A 21,187-nucleotide genomic window follows, 5' to 3' on the forward strand; every position below is an offset into this window, starting at 1 on the left:
GAGCTGGGTTCAGAACGTCGTGAGACAGTTCGGTCCCTATCCGTCGCGGGCGCAGGAAATTTGAGAGGAGCCTTTCCTAGTACGAGAGGACCGGAAAGGACGGACCGATGGTGAACCAGTTGCAGTGCCAACTGCACGGCTGGGAAGCCAAGTCCGGGAGTGATAAACGCTGAAAGCATCTAAGCGTGAAGCACGCCTCAAGATAAGATTTCCCATACCGTAAAGGTAGTAAGACCCCTCGAAGAAGACGAGGTAGATAGGCTTAAGGTGTAAGAGCAGAAATGCTTTAAGCTGGTAAGTACTAATAGGTCGAGGCCTTGACCTTACATCCTCTATCCTCTCAAGGTCATAATGGCCCCGTGGTCTAATGGCTAGGACATCACCCTTTCACGGTGGTAACAGGGGTTCGAATCCCCTCGGGGTCATGGCTGTATAAAAATATAAAATTAAGATATAAAATTAAGGGCCTTTAGCTCAGCTGGTAGAGCAACCGGCTCATAACCGGTCGGTCCGGGGTTCGAGTCCCTGAAGGCCCATCTAGTTGCCCCGGTAGCTCAGTCGGTAGAGCAGGGGACTGAAAATCCCCGTGTCGGCGGTTCGATTCCGTCCTGGGGCATTATAAGCTGGCATAGCTCAATGGTAGAGCAGCTGACTTGTAATCAGCAGGTTGTAGGTTCGAGTCCTATTGCCAGCTTTTTTTATATGCTGAAAAGTCAAGGTTTTCAAGAACCTTGACTTTTTTTGATTTTGATGAGTCATTCACACAACAAGGATTATTTTCCTAAAAAATGTTATTGACATAGAGTTAACTCAAAGTAGTATGCTTCTTTAGGAGGTATCAAAATGACAATTACAGAAGTAAGTAAAAAGTTTGATTTATCACCCGGTATCTACATTCTCTTCTGTTTAATAAACCAACATTACGGATCCTTTTTGGCAGTATTGAAGATGATGTTATGGCAGCTGCCATTACTTATTTCGTTATTTCCGGATTATCCTATCCATTTTTAGGCATCTATAATTCCTGTGCCGCATTATTTCGTTCCATGGGGAATTCCCGTATCACCATGATTGTTTCTATTATCATGAACCTGATTAATATCGTGGGAAATGCCATTGGAATCTTTGTGTTTCATGCCGGTGTTACAGGTGTTGGAATTGCGACACTCATTGCGCGTGCAGCTGCTGCAGTGATTATGATGTACCTGTCTTTCAATAGGAAAAATGAGGTCTTCATCCGTCTCCCTGAAATTTTCTCCTGGAATGGAAAAATGATTCGAAAAATCCTGAATATCGCCATTCCAAACGGAATAGAAAATGGCATTGTTCAATTAGGCCGCGTTCTCTTAACTAGTATTATTGCATTGTTCGGGACAACTCAGATTGCCGCGAATGGAGTTACCAACAGTTTAGCTGGTATGGCAGTTAGCTTTCCAACTGCTATGAATCTCGCCATAGTTACTGTGGTAGGTCAATGTGTTGGTGCAAACGATTATTCACAGGCTACCTACTATACAAAAAAACTTATGAAGATTACATATGTCGGAACATTATGTATCAATTTAGGCATGATTTTGCTCCTTCCGTGGATCTTAAATCTCTATACTTTATCTGCAGAAACCCGTCAACTAACTTATATCCTTGTTGTGATTCATAACTGTTTTGCAATCCTTTTGTGGCCAGTTTCATTCACCCTTTCCTATGGGCTTCGTGCGGCAGGAGATGTGCGTTTTCCCATGATTATTTCAATTATCTCTATGTTTGTTTTCCGTATATCCTTTGCTTACATTCTGGGTGTTGTCTTTCACATGGGAGTTATTGGCATATGGATTGCTATGGGGATTGATTGGACGTTTCGCTCTATTGTTTTTGTTGACCGGTTTAGGCGTGGCCAGTGGAAGAATTTCCAGGTCATCTGAATCCTGTTTTCATTCAAAGCTGGTTAAAAAAAATGCATCTGTTTGTGATGACAGATGCAAGCTATATGCCACCTATCTTCTGCGCGGCGGGCCAAACCGTGGCATCTTTTCTAATGCTTCAGAAAACTTTTTCATAATCTCAGGAACATCGATCCCTTGAGGACATATCTCTTTACATTTGCCGCAGGCAATGCAGTTCGAGGGCTTTTCATCGTCTTTCAAGGCAGCGATGGCAAAATGAACGGCGGGAGATGGTTCGAAGGCAACCTCATTGTATATGGAGATCAACTTGGGAATATCCAGGTTCTGGGGACAACCATCACAGCAATACCGACAGGCGGTGCAAGGAACTAGTTGTACCAAGGTAGACATAACCTTTTTCAGTAATAGTTCGTTTTCTTCCTCTGTCAGTGGTGTAGGATCAGAAAAGGTCTTGATGTTGTCTATGACCTGATCTAATTTGGTCATGCCGCTGAGGACGACCAAAACGCCCGGCAGGGATTTGACGAACCGGAACGCCCAGGACGCAATGGAATCGTTGGGTCGGGCTTGTTTCAGCATCGCGTTGGCTTCCTCGTTCAGGGAGGCCAATCTGCCGCCCCGGCAGGGCTCCATGACTATCACAGGGATGCCGCGCTCAGCGAGAATTTCATACTTCCGCTTCGCGTTTTGAAGTGTCCAGTCCATATAGTTAAGCTGGATTTGTACGAAGTCGAAACAATCCCTCCATGAGAGGAAGCGCCCCAGGGTTTCAGGCATTGCATGTGTGGAAAAACCAAGGTAGCGAATCCTACCCTTTTTCTTCTGTTCCAGCAGATAATCCAGGATGCCAAGCTCCTCATTCATATAAACGTCGAGCGAAGTCTCGCACACGTTGTGTAGAAGGTAGAAGTCGAAGTAGTCCACGCCACATTTGGCCAGCTGCTCCTCGAAAATTTCGGCAGGCGTGGCTACCGGGAGACCAGCTAGATATCCCGAAAATTCCAACCGCCCGTTGTTAAAACGCATCATGTGGCCCGGCATTTTCGAGGCAAGATACCAGCTCTCGCGGGGGTACTGACTCAGCACCTTGCCCAAGAATTTCTCTGATTCGCCGTTGTGGTATCTGTAAGCCGTATCGAAGTAATTTACACCATGTTCGTAGGCGTATTCAATGATCTCCCTTGCTTTATCCTCGTCTATCGGGCCGCGCTCTCCTATGGTAGGCAGACGCATAGCGCCCATGCCGAGTTGGGAAATCTGCAAGTCATGAAACTGTTTGTAAATCATGTTGAACCTCCTTTGCAATCAGATTACTTTTTTCGTGGAGTGCATACGGTATGATGCCGAGTTGTTCACTAATTTCTGTAGTCGTCATATCATGTTCTCCAGCCAATAGTTTAATACTTGGAGTTAATTCCAAGTCAAGCACTTTTTTATCTATACATTAATTTTTTATCTATACATTAAGAGGACAAGGTAAATCAATGCGTCGTACTATTTCAAGAGTGAAATAAGTGAAATAAGAAACTTAAAAAAGCGAGACTGGTCAATAGAAATATGATAAAATGGCTCTTGGATTTTATATAGAGATAGGGAGGTGAGAAAACGCTTTAGCTTTGGTATTTATTAGCTATTTAATTACCTACCTATATGAATATGAAAGATAAATAATAAAAAAGGAGAAGGAGATGTATATATGGCAAAATTTGATTTGTTTACTCCCAAAGATATGACCGTGGGGACGCCATGGAAGCGAATTATTGAATTTTCGATTCCAATGCTGATTGGCAACGTTGCGCAACAGTTTTACAATACTGCTGATTCAATTATTATTGGGAGATATGTTGGGGATAATGCGCTTGCTGCGGTAGGTAGTGCTCTTCCAGTTTTAAATCTTTTACTTGTGCTTTTTGTGGGAGTGGCTACGGGAGCGGGTATAATGGTTTCCCAGTATTTTGGAGCAAAGGACCGCGAAAAGCTTTCACGCTCTATTGGTGTATGCATGACACTTACAGCTATAGCGTCTTTAATAATTATGGTGGTGGGACCACTTGTTACCCGTCCTATGCTTGTTTTTCTCAATACGCCGGATTCAATCATAGATTGGTGTGCTGATTACCTTTTTATTTTGCTAGTTGGCAATTGGGGGTTTTCGTATTTTAACATCTTGTCGGGTATTTTGCGTGGTTTAGGGGATTCTTTTTCTGCCCTTGTGTTTTTACTTATTTCTACTGCTCTTAATGTGGTCCTGGACATATGGTTTGTTGCAGGGCTAAATATGGGTGTAGCCGGGGTTGCATTGGCAACTGTAATTGCTCAGGTGATATCGGCTATTCTTTGCGTTGTTAAATTGATGAAAATGAGAGATATATTTGATTTCAACTTAGAAATGATGAAACCATTGAAACAGTATTCGTTGCAGCTTATAAAGCTAGGACTGCCATCTGGTCTAACACAGGCGATATTTTCACTTGCAATGATTGTTGTACAGTCTCTAACAAACACCTTTGGTGAAATGGTTATCGCCTGCAGCGTGATGGTTATGCGCGTAGATGGGTTTGCTATGATGCCCAATTTTACTTTTGGTAATGCCATGACCACCTTTGCAGGGCAGAATGTTGGAGCCAAAAGAATGGACAGAGTGGAAAAGGGAACTCGGGAGGGCCTGATGATAGCGGTTGGAGTTTCAACGGTTATAACTGTAATTATATTGGTCTTTGGAAGATATCTTATGAATATTTTTACCGATACGGTTGAGCTGGTTAATTTAAGTATGCGTATGATGCGCATTCTGGCGGTAGGTTATATTGCAATGGCAGTAACACAGGTTTTATCAGGAGTTATGCGTGGCGCGGGCGATACTGTAACGCCCATGTGGATTTCGCTTATAACTACAATTGTTCTGCGCGTACCCATTGCCTATGGCATTGCTTATTTGACACGAAGCCCGGCGTATCCCGCTGGAAGGCCTGAGTCTATCTTTGTTTCTCTTCTGGTTGCTTGGGTATGTGGAGCTATTATCACTACACTTTTCTATAAAAAAGGCAAATGGAAAGAAAGAACACTTTTAAGTAATGAATTGGTGAGTGAGTGATTTAAATGCTAACAAATTAAGGTGGTGAAGCTTTTGAAACACATTGCTTCACCCAACTACAGTAAAAAATAACCAGTTGAGCACTCACGGTATGAGTATGCTATAAAAAATTAAAAGAAACAACCGGCAGAGGTGCATTTTGAGCACCATAAAAATATCTTGACTCGGAGTTAACTCAAAGTGATATCCTTAATTATGAGGTGTATAATATGGAATATCGAATTTTAGGAAGAACAGGAATTAAAGTAAGTGTCATTGGTATTGGTGGTGGAGGATTTGAAAATAAAAGTTATGAAGATTGCGAAGCAATTATTGATTGTGCCATTAAAGAAGGTATTAATTTTTTTGATTTATATAATTCAAATCCGGAAGTTAGAAGTAATGTTGGTAAAGCCTTAAGCAAATATCCTAGAAGCAGTTTTGTTATTGAAGGACATCTGTGTTCTACCTGGGATAGAGGACAGTATCGGCGTACCAGGGATATTAATGAAGTTATCAATGCATATGAAGACTTTTTAACTAGAATGCAATTAGACTACGTCGATGTAGGGATGATTCATTATGTTGATGATCAAAAAGATTTTGATAACATTTTTAATGGAGAAATAATAAAATATGCAAAAGAATTGAAAGAAAAAGGTATAATTAAGTCTTTAGGAATATCAACACATAATACAGATATTGCTTTCAGAGCAGTGGAAACAGGAATAATTGATGTAATTTTATTTAGTATCAATGCTGCTTATGATATGTTGCCAGCCATTGAGGATGTAGACATACTATTTGAAGAAAGTACTTTTAAAAACAGGACCTATGAAGGTATTGATCCAAAGCGTGACAGGTTATACCGGACTTGTGAAAATGCGGGTGTTGCTTTAACTGTTATGAAAGGATATGCTGCTGGAATGTTGCTAAGCGACAAAGAATCGCCTTTTGAAAAAGCGTTGACCCCAGTACAATGTTTACATTACTGTTTAACCAGACCGGCAGTTGCTTCCGTAATGGTGGGAGTATCTAATACGAATCAAGTACTTGCAGCAACCGCTTATGTCACTGCAAGCAATGAAGAAAAAGATTATAGTGAAGTTCTTGCCAAAGCTCCAAAAAGTTCATTTAGTGGACATTGTATGTATTGTGGACATTGTGCCCCATGTTCCAAAAAGATAGATATTGCATTAGTAAATAAATATTTAGATCTAGCATTAATTCAAGAAAATGTTTCAGAAACATTAAAGAATCATTATAGCTTATTAAAGCATCACGCCAGTGAGTGCATAGAATGTGGGATATGTATGAAAAACTGTCCATTTGGTGTGGATATTATTAAAAAAATGAAACAGGCAGTTAAATTATTTGGCAATTAAACAATTATGTAGAACACCAAATTAAAAAATTTAAGAAGCACTTGACTTAGAGTGAACTCCAAGATTTATAATTATAACACAAAAAATTAAGGAGGTTCTATTATGATAAACTCTGATTTTTACGACCCAACACGTATTTTATCTGGTAAGGACAGAGTTGAGGGAAATGACATCAACAGTGAACTGACTAAAAATGAAACGAAACCTACTGTTTATATGACAAGCGACATAAGTCCCGCTGGATTAATGGCAGTTTACGAAGCGCTAGGGCATAAGCTCCCTGGTAAAGTGGCAGTAAAAATCAGTACGGGTGAACCTGGTGGACATAATTTTCTTTCCCCTGCTTTAATTAAAGATTTGGTACAATCGGTAAACGGGACAATCGTTGAGTGCAATACTGCCTATGGTGGCAAACGGTCTAATACAGCCCAGCATAAACAAGTCGTAGAAGATCATGGGTTTACCGCTATTGCTCCTGTAGATATTTTGGATGAAGAAGGTTTTATTTCTTTACCTTTTGAAAAAGGAAAGCATATCAAGGAAGATTTTGTCGGTTCCCATTTTAAAAACTACGATTCTTTTATAGTACTTTCACATTTCAAAGGACATGCCATGGCTGGTTTCGGCGGCGCAATAAAAAACATGTCAATTGGTATTGCGTCAGCCAGTGGGAAAATGTGGATTCATACAGCCGGGGTCACCGATAAAACCAGTGATTTTGCTATCTGTTTCGCAACCCAGCAGGAGGCGTTTCTAGAGTCTATGGTGGAAGCAGCCGGCGCTGTAATAAATAGTCTCGGAAACAAAATCGTTTACATCAATGTAATGAATAATTTGTCAGTCGACTGTGATTGTGATTCGCATCCTGCCGATCCTACAATGGCGGATATTGGTATTCTTGCCTCTCTCGATCCCGTAGCGCTGGATCAGGCTTGTGTGGATCTGGTTTATGCAGCTCACGACGGACATGATTTGATAGAGCGAATAGAATCAAAAAACGGCATCCATACTCTGGAGTACGCAGAACAACTTGGCCTTGGCAGCAGAACATATGAGCTGGTAAGAATAGATAAATGATGCGCTATCATTCCTGTTTGGGATTGTCTACACGGTGTAATTACGACTAAGCTCTGGATTCAGGATGCCGGGTACGAGAGTACAAAGAAAGCCTTTGAGAAATCGCTAAAAAGAATCATCGAAAACATCAATATCTTTGACTTTGAATTAAGTCAAGAGGATATGGAGATGATTGCTACGTTAGATACGAAAAAAAGCTTGTTCTTTTCACATACCGATCCTGAAATCGTGAAACGGCTTAGCACCGTCAAATTTGATATTTAATTAGGTAAAATAAAAAATATATTTAATTGGGAAGGGATAAGAATGGCAAACTCAAAGAGCCTTATCGCTTATTTTTCACGTAAAGGAAATAATTATGTGGGCGGTAGTATTGTTAACCTGCCAATTGGTAACACAGAAGTAATAGCAAAGAAAATACAGAAATTAACAGGAAGTGACATGTTCCAAATCAAAACAGTAAAGTCTTATCCAGAAGATTATACGGAAACAACAAAAGTAGCAAAGGAAGAAGAGAGAAAAAATGCCAGACCCGAGCTTACAGAAATAGTAGATGATATGGAATCTTATGATGTGATTTATCTTGGGTATCCGAATTGGTGGGGAACGATGCCGATGGCGGTATTTACGTTTTTAGAGTCCCATGATTTTTCAGGAAAGACCATTATTCCATTTTGCACTCATGAAGGTAGTGGAATGGGAAGTAGTGAACACGATATAAAGAGACTTTGCCCGAATGCAAAAGTGCTACCTGGTTTGGCGATTCGAGGCAGCAGTGTTAACAATGCAGACGAGGATGTTGTAAACTGGCTAAAAAAACTTGATTTGTTACCATAAGTGAGAATTGGAAAAACACAAATAATGTAAATCTCTGACATTGAAAGAGTAATGACGGTATTGAATACTATTATAGTTATTACGCGAGGAGTGAAAAAAACACAATGAACAACAACTGGAAAATTTTCTTGTTAGCCTTTATCAGCTTTCTACTTGGTACGCTGCAATTTGTCTTCGGGGGCATTCTGGATAAGGTTGCAGCTTCAGTCGGCGTATCGGTGTCGGCAGCGGGACAGCTTATTACCGCATTTGCGCTTGGCAGTGCTATCGGCACGCCTATAACAATGATGGTGACCGCTAAGATGGAACGGCGCAAGTTGCTGCTGCTGGCTCTTGCTGTTATAATACTTAGCACCATTTCTACGGTAACCCTTCCAGGCTTTAGCTTTCTGATAGTTTCTCGCGTCGTGCTTGGGATTGGATTTGGAGTCTACGGCGTATGCGCCTTTTCCATTGTCGAGAAGTTGGCTCCTGCTGGACGAAAGGCCAGAGCGTTGTCCAACCTCGCAATGGGATCCAGCGCTGCCCTTGTACTCGGTATTCCCCTAGCCCGCATGGTTACAACGACATATGGTTGGAAGGCGATTTTTTGGGGCATCGGAATCTTAAGTCTGCTTTCATTCTTCGCAGTTATGCGGGCAATTCCGGCTACTGAAAGCGAAGCGCCCGTACCTCTAGGAAGGCAGCTTGCCCTCTTGAAGAAGCCAAAGATAGATATAGCCCTCGGCGTGACGTTTTTCATGTTTACCAGCTATTCGGTTGTCAACACCTATATTACTCCATTCCTAACCTCTGTCATGCCGATGATTGAACATGAAATAAGCGCTATACTTTTTGGCCTAGGCGTCGCAAGTTTAATAGGTGCCAAGCTTGGCGGCCTCCTTGCAGATCATATTGGCGCCGAACTCACGCTTATCGGCGGCATGGTTGTCCAAGCCCTTGCACTGGTGTTGATATCAATTTTCCCAACGTCGGTAATTGTTACCGTCCCGCTGCTTATGCTTTGGGCTATTGCAGCCTGGACGTCCGGACTCACCTTGAACTTAAACCTGGTCAAGCTTGCTCCGGAGGCTTCAGGTATCATGCTTAGCCTGAATGGTTCCTTTATTCAGTTCGGCTTTGCTGCGGGCGCCGGCATTGGGGGAATTGCTGTAGGAGGCTCTTCAATAATTGCGATTAGCTGGATCGGTGCAGTCTCAGTTGCATTCTCAGCCTGTGCCGCGGCAGTCTCCTTTGGCTTGCCCGTTCTTTCTCAAGTGCATGACAATGAAGTTCTGGAAGACAAACCCTATAAAGCAATAAAAATGGAATAATTTACAAAATTAACCCGTTATTTTGTTTCTCTCCTCAAGTCTTTGCGATATGCTCTCTCCCATAATCTTCTTGTTCCTTCTTATTATTTTCTTCTTTGGTTTTAAACGCACTTTTAAGTACAAATCAATATGGTTTCAATTTTTCTCAATTAAATTTTTGCCTGTTGCATTTAATTATACAACTAACCCTCCATAAGTTTACTGTTGACCTAGAGTTAACTCTAAGTGTTATAATTTCAGATATCAGGAGGTGTGATTACATGACCATTGCAGAAGTAAGCGAAAAATTTGGTCTTTCTCAGGATACAATCCGTTATTATGAACGCATCGGACTGATTCCTCATGTGAACCGTAATAAAAGCGGAATAAGGGATTTTACGGAAGAAGACTGCAGGTGGATAGAATTTATCAAATGTATGCGGAGTGCGGGTCTTCCAATTGAGGTATTGATTGAGTATGTTACGTTGGTTCAACAGGGTGATGAAACCATTGAGGCAAGAAAAGCACTCTTGATCGAGCAGCGTAACCAGCTCATAAAAAGAATAGAAGATATGCAGAAAACACTGGAACGCCTGAATTATAAAATTGCAAGGTATGAACAGGCAATAGTTGAAAGAGAAAAAACATTAAAAAAAGCAGAAGATTAATGAGAAAGTTGGCATAAGGTTTGAATCCTATTGCCAACTTTTTTTATATATTTTTTTGTATAAATATAGTAAATATAGTATGCTTAATGATGTTATTGAACATAAAATTATGATTGATTTTAGCCTATTTATTTTAATTTTATTACTGTTCAAATTGTCTGATTTCGGTTTGGCCGTTATATATAAAGTGCCGTCTAATGGTATGTTGTTTACGATTTTTTTCATAAAAGGACCGAATATGCCTTGAAATTCAGATCTTGAATATACTTTAAATTTTTCTGTGGGAGTGTGGAGTTCTGTTAGCGGTATATAATACTCTTTATCTTTTAATGAGATATAGATAAAATAATATTCGTACATATTCACGCACATTATGTCATCAGCATAGGTTATACCTTTTGTTTTTAACCATTCTGCCATTTTATCTGGTTGACTGCACAAATAACTAGAATCGGGGTCAAGATAAGACGAATATGTACAGTTTCTTAAAATGCTGATCATTGGGAAAAGCTTTTTTTATAAATTATAGCATATGATTATACAATTGCAAATAATGTAAATGTAAGGTTTTAAATTTTATAGAGCTGATGTGACGTAAATCACACGTATTAAAATCCCTGTATAGTATAATAATAACAACTAGTAGAAGAGATAGGAGGTAAAATCCGTGAGCGAGTTAATTAATAACAGAGAGCATCGGCAGGAGATGCTTAAGGAAGTAATAAGAGAATTACATAGAGGAAAAGGTGTTGATGAAGTAAAGCAAAAGTTTAAAGACGTGATTGACGGAATCACACATACAGAACTATCCATGATAGAGCAACAGCTAATAAATGAAGGTCTGGATATTAAAGAAGTACAGAGGTTATGTGATGTACACGCAGCTGTATTCCGGGAATCTCTGGAACAGGTGCAAAAGCCCGAAACTATACCAGGCCATCCCGTACACACGTTTAAAGAGGAAAATAGGGCTATTGAAAAGTTGATTGACGAACAGATAAAACCATATGTGGAAGAGTTAAATACGAAAGGTGACAAAGAAACAGCGTTAAAACTACTGGAAAAGATCAATCTTTTAATGGATATAGACAAGCACTACAAAAGAAAAGAAATACTGCTTTTCCCCTATCTTGAAAAATACGGAATTACAGGCCCACCTGGTGTTATGTGGGGTGTTGATGATGAAATAAGGGATATGTTAAAATCCGTGCGAAAAAGGTTGATGGATTACGATGAGAGCGAAAAAAGCCAGCTGGTGAGCGAGATAAATACGGCTTTAACCAAAGTCCTCGATATGATATTTAAAGAAGAGAATATTTTGCTGCCCATGGCACTGGAGACATTGACGGAAGATGAATGGGCAAGAATAATGGACGAAAGCGATGAAATAGGCTATTGCCTGATCGACGTGATCCCATCGTGGAAGCCTCAAAGAGTTCATGTGGAAGCAAAAGAGGGATACGAACTGGCCAGGGAAGATTCCAGCGGATATATAAAATTTGATACGGGTATAATGACGCCTAAAGAGATAAGCCTTTTGTTTGATAATCTGCCTGTTGACATCACCTTTGTAGATAAAGACGATGTGGTAAGATATTTTTCCAACGGCAGGGAGAGGATTTTCCCACGGGCAAAATCCGTTATTGGCCGCAAAGTACAGCATTGCCATCCGCCCGCCAGTGTCCATGTCGTTGAACAGCTTTTAAATGATTTTAAAGCGGGTAAAAAAGATCACGAGGATTTCTGGATAAAGCTCGGAAATAAATATGTTTACATCAGGTACTTTGCCGTAAGAGATGAGAAGGGGCAGTATGTGGGTACCATCGAAGTCACCCAGGATATTGGGCCGATACAGGAAATAAAGGGCGAGAAGCGACTGCTTTCATAAAGCATAACTCACAAAGAGACAAGCCTATAAAAAAGCTTGTCTCTTTGCCTTTATATGTTGAATGTGCTAAAATTTATTATGTAATTCAAATAAAGTCAATAGAGGGGGGAGCAACGGCGCTGGGAAAACGACATTTGTAAAGCTTTTGACAGGCTTGTATGAACCCAGTGAAGGTCAGATTTTTATAAATGGCATCGATAGTCGGGATTTTGACCGCGATGAATATTACAGGTTGTTTTCTGTGGTATTTCAGGACATAAAGACAGTTGCAGGTCTTTTATATGTTTTATTTGAGCTGAGCCCTATCATTATAGCCCTTATTGTATTAATTGTTATTGTCAATACAATAACGGAGAAAATGCGCCAGGATAAAGATTTCATCTTCTGGGCCGATAACGCTGAAAACAATAAATTGTTTGGATATCTTGCAAGCCAGGTTGTATATGATTATAATGCGGGAAAATATATAAGACTTTATAATGTTGTCCCACTTATTATGGAAAGGTATAGAAAATTCGACAGAAATTCATTAAAGCTATTTAAGAACATTGCAAATACAGATTACCGGTTTATGTCTATATCCATTATTTTAGGACAGATAGAGATGATAGCCATATACGGATATTTGGCTTACAGGGTTATAATAGATCCTGTTAAATTTACCATCGGTAGTTTTACAATGTATGCATCTGCTACAACCAATTTTGCAAGCAGTATAAATTGTGCGATTGAGGTTTGCATGCAAATATATTAGGGTTTATAAGGATTTTTTGGAGCTTCCGGATATTATGCCGCATAATAATAAGCATATAACTAATAGGGAAAATCATGAAATTGAATTTAGAAACGTTTCATTTAAATACCCCGGAGCGGAACAATACACGATTAAAAATGTATCTTTGAAAATTCCTGTAGGTAAAAAACTTGCCATTGTAGGTTTAAATGGTGCAGGTAAGACCACATTTATAAAGCTTTTGATGAGACTATATGACCCACCAGAGGGGGAGATACTTCTCGATGGTGTAAACATAAAAGAATATGACTATAAAGAATATCTGAAATTATTTTCTGTTGTCTTTCAGGACTTTAAGCTGCTGTCTTTTACAATTAAAGAAAATATATCTCTTGCGGATAGTGAAACAACAGATGGTGATAAAATTCTTGATGTACTGAAAGATGCCGGTCTCAGCGAACGTATAAAAGAGCTTGAATATGGTATTGAAACAGCTGTCTCTAAAAAATTTGACGAAAAAGGTATTGAATTTTCAGGGGGAGAGAGTCAGAAGCTGGCTATAGCCAGGGCTTTGTACAAAGATGCTCCTATTGTTATACTTGACGAAGCTACGGCCGCACTGGATCCAATATCCGAATACGAAATATACTCAAAATTTGATACCCTTGTGGGTGATAAGACATCAATATTTATTTCCCATCGCCTTTCAAGCTGCCGTTTTTGTGATTGTATTGCTGTGTTTCACAACGGCGAGATAATTCAATATGGAAAGCACGAGGAATTGCTTAAAGACGAGAACAGCAAATATGCAGAGCTGTGGAATGCACAGGCACAATATTATAATTGATATAAAACTGTTTATATAATCAAACAAGGTATTTCCCCATTTTAATCATAAATTTGTTTAAGAAATAATACAATGCAGTGATAGGGGAATGCAGTTATAGGGGGCGATATATTGGATTTTGGTGGGATTGTCCTTGTTATTATGTTATTTTTCAGTCTTGTGGGAAGAAATAACAGCGTTGCGGCTGCCATTGCGCTTTTGCTTTCCATAAAGTTGCTGAACATAGATTCGATCAATCAATATATGGCGAAGAACGGTATAAATCTTGGCATAATCATATTGACAATGGGTGCATTAGCACCACTGGCATTGAACAGGGTATCAATGCAAGAGTTTATGACTGTTTCCAAGAGTCCTGAAGGTATAATAACTATTGTTGCCGGTATTGTTGTGGCTATTCTCGCATCTATAGGTCTAAATACCATGAAAGTGGATACAAATGGTGTAGTGGGCGTACTACTGGGGACAGTCATAGGAGTGAGTTTTTTCAAAGGCGCGCCTATCGGGCCGATGATTGCATTGGGAATCACGACGCTTATAATGAGGATGTTTAGATTATAAAAGTGGTGAAAGGAGATGGGTTTGATATATTAAAACCCTTTTTTTATTATTGACTTTTTATATTTGTACCTGTATAATAGAAATATAATTCCAAGTATTCATATACATTTACTCGGAATTATATTAATAAAAATTTTAAGGAGGTATGATTATGTATCTAAATTATGCAAGTTTAATCCTGGCCTTTATAATCTTAGTTTTTTTATTTTACTTAAAGCAGAAAAGGGTTAAGTTTGGCATAAGGGTTTTTACAGGCTTGATTCTTGGTATAGCTATAGGTACTATCTTCAAAGAAAAGGCCCAGATAATTGAGCCTATCGGGAAAATATATATAGGCTTAATTAAAATGATCGTAATTCCTCTCGTGGTAACTGCTATTATATCCAGCATTACGTCGCTTAAAAGTCCTGATCAACTCAAGAACATTGCAGCAAAATCATTGGCATGGCTTCTGTCTACTACTGCTATTGCTACGGTTATAGGAATAATTGTAGCACTTGCCTTTAATCTTGGTTCAGGCATGAAGTTTACCGCTGATACAGGTTTTAAAGCCCGTGAGATACCTGCGTTCTCTCAGGTTTTGTTGGATATGATTCCATCCAATCCCGTTGCGTCTATGGCAGAGGGACGTATTATTCCAATTGTAGTCTTCTCAATCTTCATAGCCATAGCAATCATAATAGAGAGGAAAAAACACCCCGACGAAGTAAAACCCGTCGTAGATTTTATTACTTCGCTGGAAAAAATCATGTTCAGAATTACCAAGATGGTAATTTCACTTACGCCTTATGGAGTTTTTGGACTGATAGCAGCTATTTCCGCAAAATACGGTTTTAAAACCCTCATACCACTTGCTAAAGTTATAGCGGCGGTGTACATTGCCTGCGCAATACAGCTTATTGTAGTTCATGGTGGCCTGGTATCCTTTGTAGCAAGGGTAAATCCTTTGAGATTTTATAAAAAAATATATCCGGCACAGGTGGTAGCATTCACCACCCAGTCCAGCTATGGTACACTTCCTGTAACTATAAGATCACTGGTGGACAGGGTGAAAATCTCAGAGAAAATTGCCAGCTTTGTTGCTTCTTTAGGCTCTACAGTTGGAATGAACGCCTGCGGAGGTCTATATCCGGCTATAGTAGCGGTATTTGTAGCAAAAGTTTTTAATGTAGAGCTTACTTTTAGCCATTACTTGCTTCTAATTGCTATGACTACAATCTCATCCATTGGCGTGGCGGGTGTTCCGGGTACAGCATCTATTGTGGCTACCGTTGTGCTTACAAGCCTTGGACTTCCTATTGAAGGGCTGGCCATGGTTTTGGGCATCGATGTAATACTGGATATGGCCAGGACCATGACCAATGTTACCGGTGCTTCAGTTGCAGCATTGCTGGTAGCTGTTTCTGAAGGAGAATTTGACCGTGAAGCATTTTATAGAGATGACATTGATGAGATCGAATTAAATTCAATGGTAAAAAGTGTATAAATTATGAGATAAACTACCTTCAGGGCTTTGTGGAGGTAGTTTATCATGTTTTGTGAAGAAAGATTTGCCCCGGCATAAATAAATGATATAATATTGATGGGGTGTTGATAAGTATCGAGGGGGAGATTTTTATGACGAATGAGGAGCTTATACTGGAAATACTAAAAAATATGCAGGGCGATATCAAATCTATTAAAAGTGACATCAAGGCCCTACAGGAAGAGCAGAAATCCATGAGAGAAGATATTAAAGCCCTGCAAGAAGAGCAGAAATCCATGAGAGAGGACATCAAGGCCCTGCAAGAAGAGCAGAAATCTATGAGAGAAGATATCAGAGCTTTGCAGGAAGAGCAGAAGTCCATGAGAGAAGATGTTAAATGGATTAAAGTGCAACAGGAGGAGCATGGTCAGATATTGCGAGCGCTGAGAGAAGCATCGGAGTTCCAGAAAGCCGAAACAGATGGCATAAAAATTGGTATGGCGAAATTGGAAGGTAAAGTAAATGAAAATTTTGAGATGATGAGTAGAAAGTTAGAGGATTTATACGAAGGACAGAAAAGCTTAAGCGGCATGTATGGCGAACATGAAAGGGAATTAAGGACGTTAAAGCGAAAAATTGGTTAGTTATTTAAAGGTGGTGATATCCATAGGTGAGTTTAAAATAGTATCGGATTATAAACCCAGAGGAGATCAGCCTCAGGCTATACAAAAGCTGAGCGATGGTATAAGGAAAGGATATAAATTTCAGACACTTTTAGGTGTTACGGGTTCTGGTAAGACCTTTACCATGGCTAATATCATACAGGAAGTCCAGAAGCCGACTCTTGTTATCGCCCACAACAAAACACTGGCAGCGCAGCTATGCAGTGAGTTCAGGGAGTTTTTCCCTAATAACGCAGTGGAGTATTTTGTAAGTTATTACGACTATTATCAGCCTGAAGCGTATATCCCACAGACCGATACGTATATTGAAAAAGATGCGGCGATAAATGACGAGATAGATAAACTAAGACATTCAGCTACATCTGCCCTTTTTGAGAGGCGAGATGTTATCATTGTAGCCAGCGTATCGTGCATATACGGCCTGGGTGACCCTATAGATTATGCCAACATGACTTTATCGCTAAGACCTGGCATGATAAAAAGCCGTGAGGAGATATTAAAAAGGCTTGTGGATATACAGTATGAGAGAAATGACATCAATTTTACCAGAGGAAAGTTTCGCGTAAGAGGGGATGTTATAGAGGTATTTCCGGCATCTTCTGCCGATAGAGCCATAAGAATAGAGCTTTTTGGCGATGAAGTTGACCGGATATCTGAGATAGATGTTCTCACAGGTGAGATTATAGGCCTTAGAAACCATGTATCAATATTCCCGGCATCCCACTATGCTACGTCCAAAGAGAAAATAAATAGGGCTATAGAGAGCATAGAGGCCGAGCTCAAGGAACGATTGAAAGAGCTGGAATCACAGGGCAAGCTGGTAGAGGCCCAGAGGTTAAAACAGCGCACCATGTACGACATAGAGATGCTAAAAGAAGTAGGTTACTGCCAGGGTATAGAGAATTATTCCAGGCATCTATCGGGAAGGCCGCCGGGTAGCCCGCCTTTTACCCTTATTGATTATTTCCCAGATGACTTTTTGATGTTCATAGACGAGTCCCATGTAACAATACCCCAGATCAGAGGAATGTATCATGGTGACAAATCTCGAAAGGATGCACTGGTGGAGTATGGGTTCAGGTTGCCATCGGCATATGATAATAGGCCACTTAAGTTTCATGAATTTGAAGAAAGGATCAATCAGGTGATCTTCGTATCCGCTACGCCGGGCGAATACGAGCTCAAACACTCAGTGCAGGTGGTAGAACAAATTATAAGGCCGACAGGCCTGGTAGATCCTGCTGTTGAGGTGCGCCCTGTGAAAGGGCAGATTGACGACCTTATAGGTGAGATCAAAAAGACCGTGGCTAAAGGTAATCGTGTTCTTGTGACGACACTTACCAAAAAGATGGCCGAAGATTTAACTGAATACCTCAAAGATATAGGCATAAAAGTCAGGTATTTGCATTCGGACATTGATACTATTGAGAGAATGGAAATAGTAAGGGATTTGAGACTGGGGACATTTGATGTGCTGGTGGGTATAAATCTATTGAGAGAAGGACTTGATCTCCCTGAGGTTTCACTGGTGGCTATTTTAGATGCTGATAAAGAAGGATTTTTGAGATCAGAAACGTCCCTCATTCAGACCATTGGCAGGGCTGCTAGAAATGCAGAAGGCCGCGTCATAATGTATGCTGATGAGATAACCGATTCCATGAAAAAGGCTATTTCTGAGACCAATAGAAGGCGTCAGATTCAGATGAAATACAACGAGGAAAACGGCATAGTGCCTCAGACGATCGTCAAATCGGTGCACGATATCATAGAAGCCACAATTGTTGCAGAGGATCCCGGTATTTATGATGAAAAAATCAAGTCTAATGAAAAAAATAGGTCCAGTAGAAAAGCCAAGTCCAGCCAGAAAGTTAAACTTACTGAAAAAGCTGTGACTGATAGCGAACCTCTTTCTGAGAGCGAAATAGAGAAAGAGATTGCTATACTGGAGGAACAGATGAAAAAAGCCGCAGCAAATTTAGAATTTGAAAAAGCGGCTGAACTGAGGGATAAGATATTTGATTTAAAAGCAAAATACACAAAGAAAAAAGCCCTATCCAGATAGGGCTTTTTAAGTGTCATTTTCTGTTAATTCTTTGATCACGTTGGCGTAGATTTTTTGCGCCTTATGGTTCCAGTTGCTGCAGAGCAGTTTGGCCTGTTCTTTTGATACCACATTTAATTTGAGCTCTATAAGGGTTATGTTGTTTTCTTCTACTTTACACGTCACGACGAATTGATCTTTGGCCACCTGTTTATAATCGGATGTAATCTGTAGTTCTCGCTTAAATCTTTCCCTGTTGATTACTATGTATTTGTCGAGGCGCTTCTTTTTGTCTTCATCTATCAGGTGTAGAAAGAGGTTTAATGTGTTGGTGCCTTTGGGGGTAATATAATAACATGATTTTTGAGTGTCAAAAAAAATGTGTTCACTATTTTGCAGTTCGCCCAGGAATTGTTGCAACAGGAAATAGTTCATGCATTCAGTATCCAGCATGATTTCTGTTATTTGTTCGTTGCTTAGAGGCAAACCAGCTCTCTGTAGTACATACAGAATCAATAATTTATTTTCAGCCAATTCCTGCGTATTACTAATCACATTGCATCACCTGTAATAATTATATCATAAAAAAGAGAAGGGTGATGTCCACTTCTCTTTTAAATCAATTATTTTGTTTTACTCGGCATTTGTGCAGCAGGGGTATTAGCCATGGCCTGTTCTGCCCAGCTGATCATTCTTTTTACCATATGGCCGCCTACGGCTCCACAATCCCGTGATGTCAGGTTACCCCAATAGTCTTCGGAACCCTGGTACACCGGCAAGCCCATTTCGGCAGCAATTTCATATTTCATGTTGTCGAGGGCTTGATGTGCTTGTGGCACCATCTGTCGTTTTGTCATGCTTCCCTTAGCCATTTTTTAAATGCCTCCTTTTTTGTGCTGCATTTTTAATATTCCCATCGCTAGTTTTTTCATGCAAATCAGATTTGTGCTATATAATGGTATCGCCTATTATATGTGAGAAAAATCGAGTATAAATGATTATACTGGAGTATATCTCATGATATAGCTAATTATGCGCAAATATGATATATGACAAAAGGCACTAAATGATATATAATGCCTTATAGCTGCTTCCCACGGCTAAATTTTTCAGAAAGGATGATGCCGATGATAAGCAACAAAAAAATAACATGTGTTATTTTGTCGATCGCAATTTTTATTACATCGATCGCAATGCCTTTACAGGTTTTTGCGGCGTCAAAAGCACACGTAGTAAGCTATGGTGAATCACTCTACGATATTGCCACCTGGTATGGGACCAATGTCGATGCGATTAAGCAGGAAAATGGTTTAATAGGCGATATCATAAAACCCGGGCAAAAACTCTATGTACCTGTAAATGGTGATGTCTATACAGTGCAGCCTGGAGAAACATTATCAGATATTGCGGCAAAATACGGAATTTCAGTAGACGATATAAAGCTGGCAAATAATTATTGGGACGATTATATACTACCGGGGCAACAATTTATTATTCCTATAACAGAAAATGCAAGTGCAGATAAAACTGTAAATTACAGCGCAAATTATGCGATAGATAGATATTTATTGGCGAAAATAATATATGCCGAAGCCCGTGGTGAAAGCTTTGAAGGTCAGGTCGCTGTGGGCGCTGTTATATTGAACAGGTTAAAGGATCCGAGATTTCCTAAGACTATAGCAGGTATTATATTCCAGCCTTATGCTTTTACTGCAGTGATGGACGGGCAATTCTACATGGAACCTGATGAAGAAGCTTATAGAGCGGCGGATGCAGCTCTAGGTGGATGGGATCCAACAGGTGGTGCGCTTTATTATTACAATCCGGCTAAGACTACTTCACCGTGGATCTGGTCAAGAACTATAATAACGCAGATTGGAGACCATATATTTGCAAGATGACGATACTTTCATTGTAAATTGCAAAATAGGTTGCTGAAGAAAAAAGTTCACTGGCCTTAGCCGATGCTGTTGAACTTTTCGGAAGCAACCTATTTGTATATAGTGGAAATTGCGAATAGAAGTTAATTCTTCGTTTTTTATGCAAAAACCGGATTTTAACTAAGACTTGAAAGAAGTCTCCCATCCTCTACAGGTGGGAGATGAATTTCTATTGTCTGCCATAGAATAATATGTCATAATAATTGTAGAGGATTTTATAATAGAAAGCCAAGGTGAGAAAAGATGATGATGTGTCAGCATTTTCTCCTAGAGCCGACAAAAGAGCAGGAAGAAAAATTGTTTTATACATTGTATTTGTGCCGCAAATTATACAACTATTCACTAGAACAGAGGATAAAACATTACAAAGAATACGGCAAAGGACTCACATACGAAGATCAGCAAAACATGCTTCCAGAATACAAGAAAGAACATCCTGAATACAAAAAAGTACATTCGCAGATACTGCAGGATGTATTGAGAAGGTTGGACAGAGCATATAAAAACTTCTTCGAAGGACGAGCAAATTATCCCAAATTCAAAGACAAATATCACTACACATCGATAACACTTCCTCAATGCGAAGCAAAAAGAAATTTCAGCAAAGAAGGATATGTGTATATAAAAAATATAGGGCATATAAAAATAAAAGCACACAGAGACTTTGATCCGAAAAAGGTAAAAACAATAAACATAAAATACCATGCAGGAAAGTGGTATATAAACCTATCAGTCGAAATAGAAGAAGAAAAAGAGAAAGTATCCACAGGAGAAAAAGCAATAGGAATAGATAAAG

At 39.7% G+C, this 21,187-nt stretch carries 18 protein-coding genes, 4 tRNA genes, 1 rRNA gene and 2 pseudogenes; 21 read left to right on the forward strand and 4 right to left on the reverse strand.

What is annotated here, in order from left to right; genetic code table 11:
* The 6 genes from BUB87_RS11930 to BUB87_RS11955 all read left to right on the forward strand — a co-directional run.
* Positions 1-325: ribosomal RNA gene (locus BUB87_RS11930) — 23S ribosomal RNA — on the forward strand; the annotation flags it as partial.
* A 28-nt stretch (positions 326-353) separates the two neighbouring features.
* Positions 354-425, forward strand: a tRNA-Glu gene (locus tag BUB87_RS11935).
* A gap of 38 nt (positions 426-463) precedes the next feature.
* Positions 464-536 (forward strand) — tRNA-Ile (locus BUB87_RS11940).
* 7 nt (positions 537-543) lie between these two features.
* Positions 544-616 (forward strand) — tRNA-Phe (locus BUB87_RS11945).
* A gap of 6 nt (positions 617-622) precedes the next feature.
* Positions 623-694 (forward strand) — tRNA-Thr (locus tag BUB87_RS11950).
* A 208-nt stretch (positions 695-902) separates the two neighbouring features.
* Complete coding sequence (locus BUB87_RS11955; RefSeq protein WP_268761649.1) at positions 903-1,919, forward strand: MATE family efflux transporter; 1,017 nt, start codon at positions 903-905, stop codon at positions 1,917-1,919.
* Positions 1,920-1,991: 72 nt separating this feature from the next.
* Here the strand turns inward: BUB87_RS11955 and BUB87_RS11960 are convergent, their stop codons facing one another.
* Positions 1,992-3,188, reverse strand: coding sequence for an aldo/keto reductase (locus BUB87_RS11960; RefSeq protein ID WP_073345782.1), 1,197 nt, complete (start codon positions 3,186-3,188; stop codon positions 1,992-1,994).
* Positions 3,189-3,597: 409 nt separating this feature from the next.
* Between BUB87_RS11960 and BUB87_RS11965 the strand changes: the two genes are divergently transcribed.
* The 5 genes from BUB87_RS11965 to BUB87_RS11990 all read left to right on the forward strand — a co-directional run bounded on the left by BUB87_RS11965 (position 3,598) and on the right by BUB87_RS11990 (position 9,586).
* Entirely contained in the window at positions 3,598-4,995 is a 1,398-nt protein-coding gene (locus BUB87_RS11965) for an MATE family efflux transporter (protein ID WP_073345785.1), read from the forward strand.
* 209 nt (positions 4,996-5,204) lie between these two features.
* Positions 5,205-6,359, forward strand: a complete 1,155-nt coding sequence (locus BUB87_RS11970) for an aldo/keto reductase (protein ID WP_073345787.1) — start codon at positions 5,205-5,207, stop codon at positions 6,357-6,359.
* Between the two features lie 102 nt (positions 6,360-6,461).
* Positions 6,462-7,436, forward strand: a complete 975-nt coding sequence (locus BUB87_RS11975) for a DUF362 domain-containing protein (RefSeq protein WP_084111279.1) — start codon at positions 6,462-6,464, stop codon at positions 7,434-7,436.
* Positions 7,437-7,742: 306 nt separating this feature from the next.
* Positions 7,743-8,273 carry a flavodoxin gene (locus tag BUB87_RS11985; protein ID WP_073345790.1) on the forward strand — a complete coding sequence of 177 codons (531 nt, stop codon included), beginning with the start codon at positions 7,743-7,745 and terminating at the stop codon, positions 8,271-8,273.
* A 104-nt stretch (positions 8,274-8,377) separates the two neighbouring features.
* Positions 8,378-9,586 carry an MFS transporter gene (locus BUB87_RS11990; RefSeq protein ID WP_073345792.1) on the forward strand — a complete coding sequence of 403 codons (1,209 nt, stop codon included), beginning with the start codon at positions 8,378-8,380 and terminating at the stop codon, positions 9,584-9,586.
* A gap of 21 nt (positions 9,587-9,607) precedes the next feature.
* Here BUB87_RS11990 and BUB87_RS15200 read toward each other — a convergent pair.
* Positions 9,608-9,718: pseudogene (locus tag BUB87_RS15200) on the reverse strand (IS30 family transposase); the annotation flags it as partial.
* Between the two features lie 128 nt (positions 9,719-9,846).
* Between BUB87_RS15200 and BUB87_RS11995 the strand changes: the two are divergent.
* The 8 genes and pseudogenes from BUB87_RS11995 to uvrB all read left to right on the forward strand — a co-directional run bounded on the left by BUB87_RS11995 (position 9,847) and on the right by uvrB (position 18,472).
* Entirely contained in the window at positions 9,847-10,233 is a 387-nt protein-coding gene (locus BUB87_RS11995; RefSeq protein WP_073345795.1) for a MerR family transcriptional regulator, read from the forward strand.
* Between the two features lie 667 nt (positions 10,234-10,900).
* Entirely contained in the window at positions 10,901-12,121 is a 1,221-nt protein-coding gene (locus BUB87_RS12005) for a DUF438 domain-containing protein (RefSeq protein WP_073345800.1), read from the forward strand.
* A gap of 118 nt (positions 12,122-12,239) precedes the next feature.
* Positions 12,240-12,875: pseudogene (locus tag BUB87_RS15205) on the forward strand (ATP-binding cassette domain-containing protein); the annotation flags it as partial.
* A 34-nt stretch (positions 12,876-12,909) separates the two neighbouring features.
* Complete coding sequence (locus tag BUB87_RS12015) at positions 12,910-13,701, forward strand: ABC transporter ATP-binding protein (RefSeq protein WP_143156697.1); 792 nt, start codon at positions 12,910-12,912, stop codon at positions 13,699-13,701.
* Between the two features lie 111 nt (positions 13,702-13,812).
* Positions 13,813-14,262 carry a DUF441 domain-containing protein gene (locus BUB87_RS12020; RefSeq protein WP_073345808.1) on the forward strand — a complete coding sequence of 150 codons (450 nt, stop codon included), beginning with the start codon at positions 13,813-13,815 and terminating at the stop codon, positions 14,260-14,262.
* A 151-nt stretch (positions 14,263-14,413) separates the two neighbouring features.
* Positions 14,414-15,748: a dicarboxylate/amino acid:cation symporter gene (locus tag BUB87_RS12025; protein ID WP_084111281.1), complete on the forward strand. Its 1,335-nt coding sequence runs from the start codon at positions 14,414-14,416 to the stop codon at positions 15,746-15,748.
* Between the two features lie 131 nt (positions 15,749-15,879).
* On the forward strand, positions 15,880-16,371 hold the full coding sequence (locus tag BUB87_RS12030; protein ID WP_084111282.1) for a coiled-coil domain-containing protein: 492 nt from the start codon (positions 15,880-15,882) through the stop codon (positions 16,369-16,371).
* A gap of 22 nt (positions 16,372-16,393) precedes the next feature.
* On the forward strand, positions 16,394-18,472 hold the full coding sequence (uvrB, locus tag BUB87_RS12035; RefSeq protein WP_073345824.1) for an excinuclease ABC subunit UvrB: 2,079 nt from the start codon (positions 16,394-16,396) through the stop codon (positions 18,470-18,472).
* 6 nt (positions 18,473-18,478) lie between these two features.
* Here the strand turns inward: uvrB and BUB87_RS12040 are convergent, their stop codons facing one another.
* Together BUB87_RS12040 and BUB87_RS12045 are read right to left on the reverse strand one after the other, a co-directional pair.
* Positions 18,479-19,006 carry a DUF4364 family protein gene (locus BUB87_RS12040; protein ID WP_073345813.1) on the reverse strand — a complete coding sequence of 176 codons (528 nt, stop codon included), beginning with the start codon at positions 19,004-19,006 and terminating at the stop codon, positions 18,479-18,481.
* Between the two features lie 68 nt (positions 19,007-19,074).
* Positions 19,075-19,323 carry an alpha/beta-type small acid-soluble spore protein gene (locus BUB87_RS12045; RefSeq protein ID WP_073345815.1) on the reverse strand — a complete coding sequence of 83 codons (249 nt, stop codon included), beginning with the start codon at positions 19,321-19,323 and terminating at the stop codon, positions 19,075-19,077.
* 255 nt (positions 19,324-19,578) lie between these two features.
* Here BUB87_RS12045 and BUB87_RS12050 point away from each other — a divergent pair, with 255 nt between their 5' ends.
* Both BUB87_RS12050 and BUB87_RS12055 read left to right on the forward strand, forming a co-directional pair.
* On the forward strand, positions 19,579-20,352 hold the full coding sequence (locus tag BUB87_RS12050; protein WP_073345818.1) for a cell wall hydrolase: 774 nt from the start codon (positions 19,579-19,581) through the stop codon (positions 20,350-20,352).
* 282 nt (positions 20,353-20,634) lie between these two features.
* Positions 20,635-21,187: RNA-guided endonuclease InsQ/TnpB family protein (locus BUB87_RS12055; RefSeq protein ID WP_143156631.1), on the forward strand; the 553-nt coding region annotated here is incomplete at its 3' end.

It is taken from the genome of Caldanaerobius fijiensis DSM 17918, assembly GCF_900129075.1.
In the GTDB taxonomy this organism is placed as follows: domain Bacteria; phylum Bacillota; class Thermoanaerobacteria; order Thermoanaerobacterales; family Caldanaerobiaceae; genus Caldanaerobius; species Caldanaerobius fijiensis.

Bases quoted from the DNA above. Each gene is read 5' to 3' on its own strand.
- BUB87_RS11975 (WP_084111279.1), top strand. From the start codon at position 6,462: ATGATAAACTCTGATTTTTACGACCCAACACGTATTTTATCTGGTAAG.
- BUB87_RS11960 (WP_073345782.1), bottom strand. From the start codon at position 3,188: ATGATTTACAAACAGTTTCATGACTTGCAGATTTCCCAACTCGGCATG.
- BUB87_RS11985 (WP_073345790.1), top strand. From the start codon at position 7,743: ATGGCAAACTCAAAGAGCCTTATCGCTTATTTTTCACGTAAAGGAAAT.
- BUB87_RS11965 (WP_073345785.1), top strand. From the start codon at position 3,598: ATGGCAAAATTTGATTTGTTTACTCCCAAAGATATGACCGTGGGGACG.
- BUB87_RS12025 (WP_084111281.1), top strand. From the start codon at position 14,414: ATGTATCTAAATTATGCAAGTTTAATCCTGGCCTTTATAATCTTAGTT.
- BUB87_RS11995 (WP_073345795.1), top strand. From the start codon at position 9,847: ATGACCATTGCAGAAGTAAGCGAAAAATTTGGTCTTTCTCAGGATACA.
- BUB87_RS12030 (WP_084111282.1), top strand. From the start codon at position 15,880: ATGACGAATGAGGAGCTTATACTGGAAATACTAAAAAATATGCAGGGC.
- BUB87_RS11970 (WP_073345787.1), top strand. From the start codon at position 5,205: ATGGAATATCGAATTTTAGGAAGAACAGGAATTAAAGTAAGTGTCATT.
- BUB87_RS12015 (WP_143156697.1), top strand. From the start codon at position 12,910: ATGCCGCATAATAATAAGCATATAACTAATAGGGAAAATCATGAAATT.
- BUB87_RS12050 (WP_073345818.1), top strand. From the start codon at position 19,579: ATGATAAGCAACAAAAAAATAACATGTGTTATTTTGTCGATCGCAATT.
- BUB87_RS12045 (WP_073345815.1), bottom strand. From the start codon at position 19,323: ATGGCTAAGGGAAGCATGACAAAACGACAGATGGTGCCACAAGCACAT.
- BUB87_RS11990 (WP_073345792.1), top strand. From the start codon at position 8,378: ATGAACAACAACTGGAAAATTTTCTTGTTAGCCTTTATCAGCTTTCTA.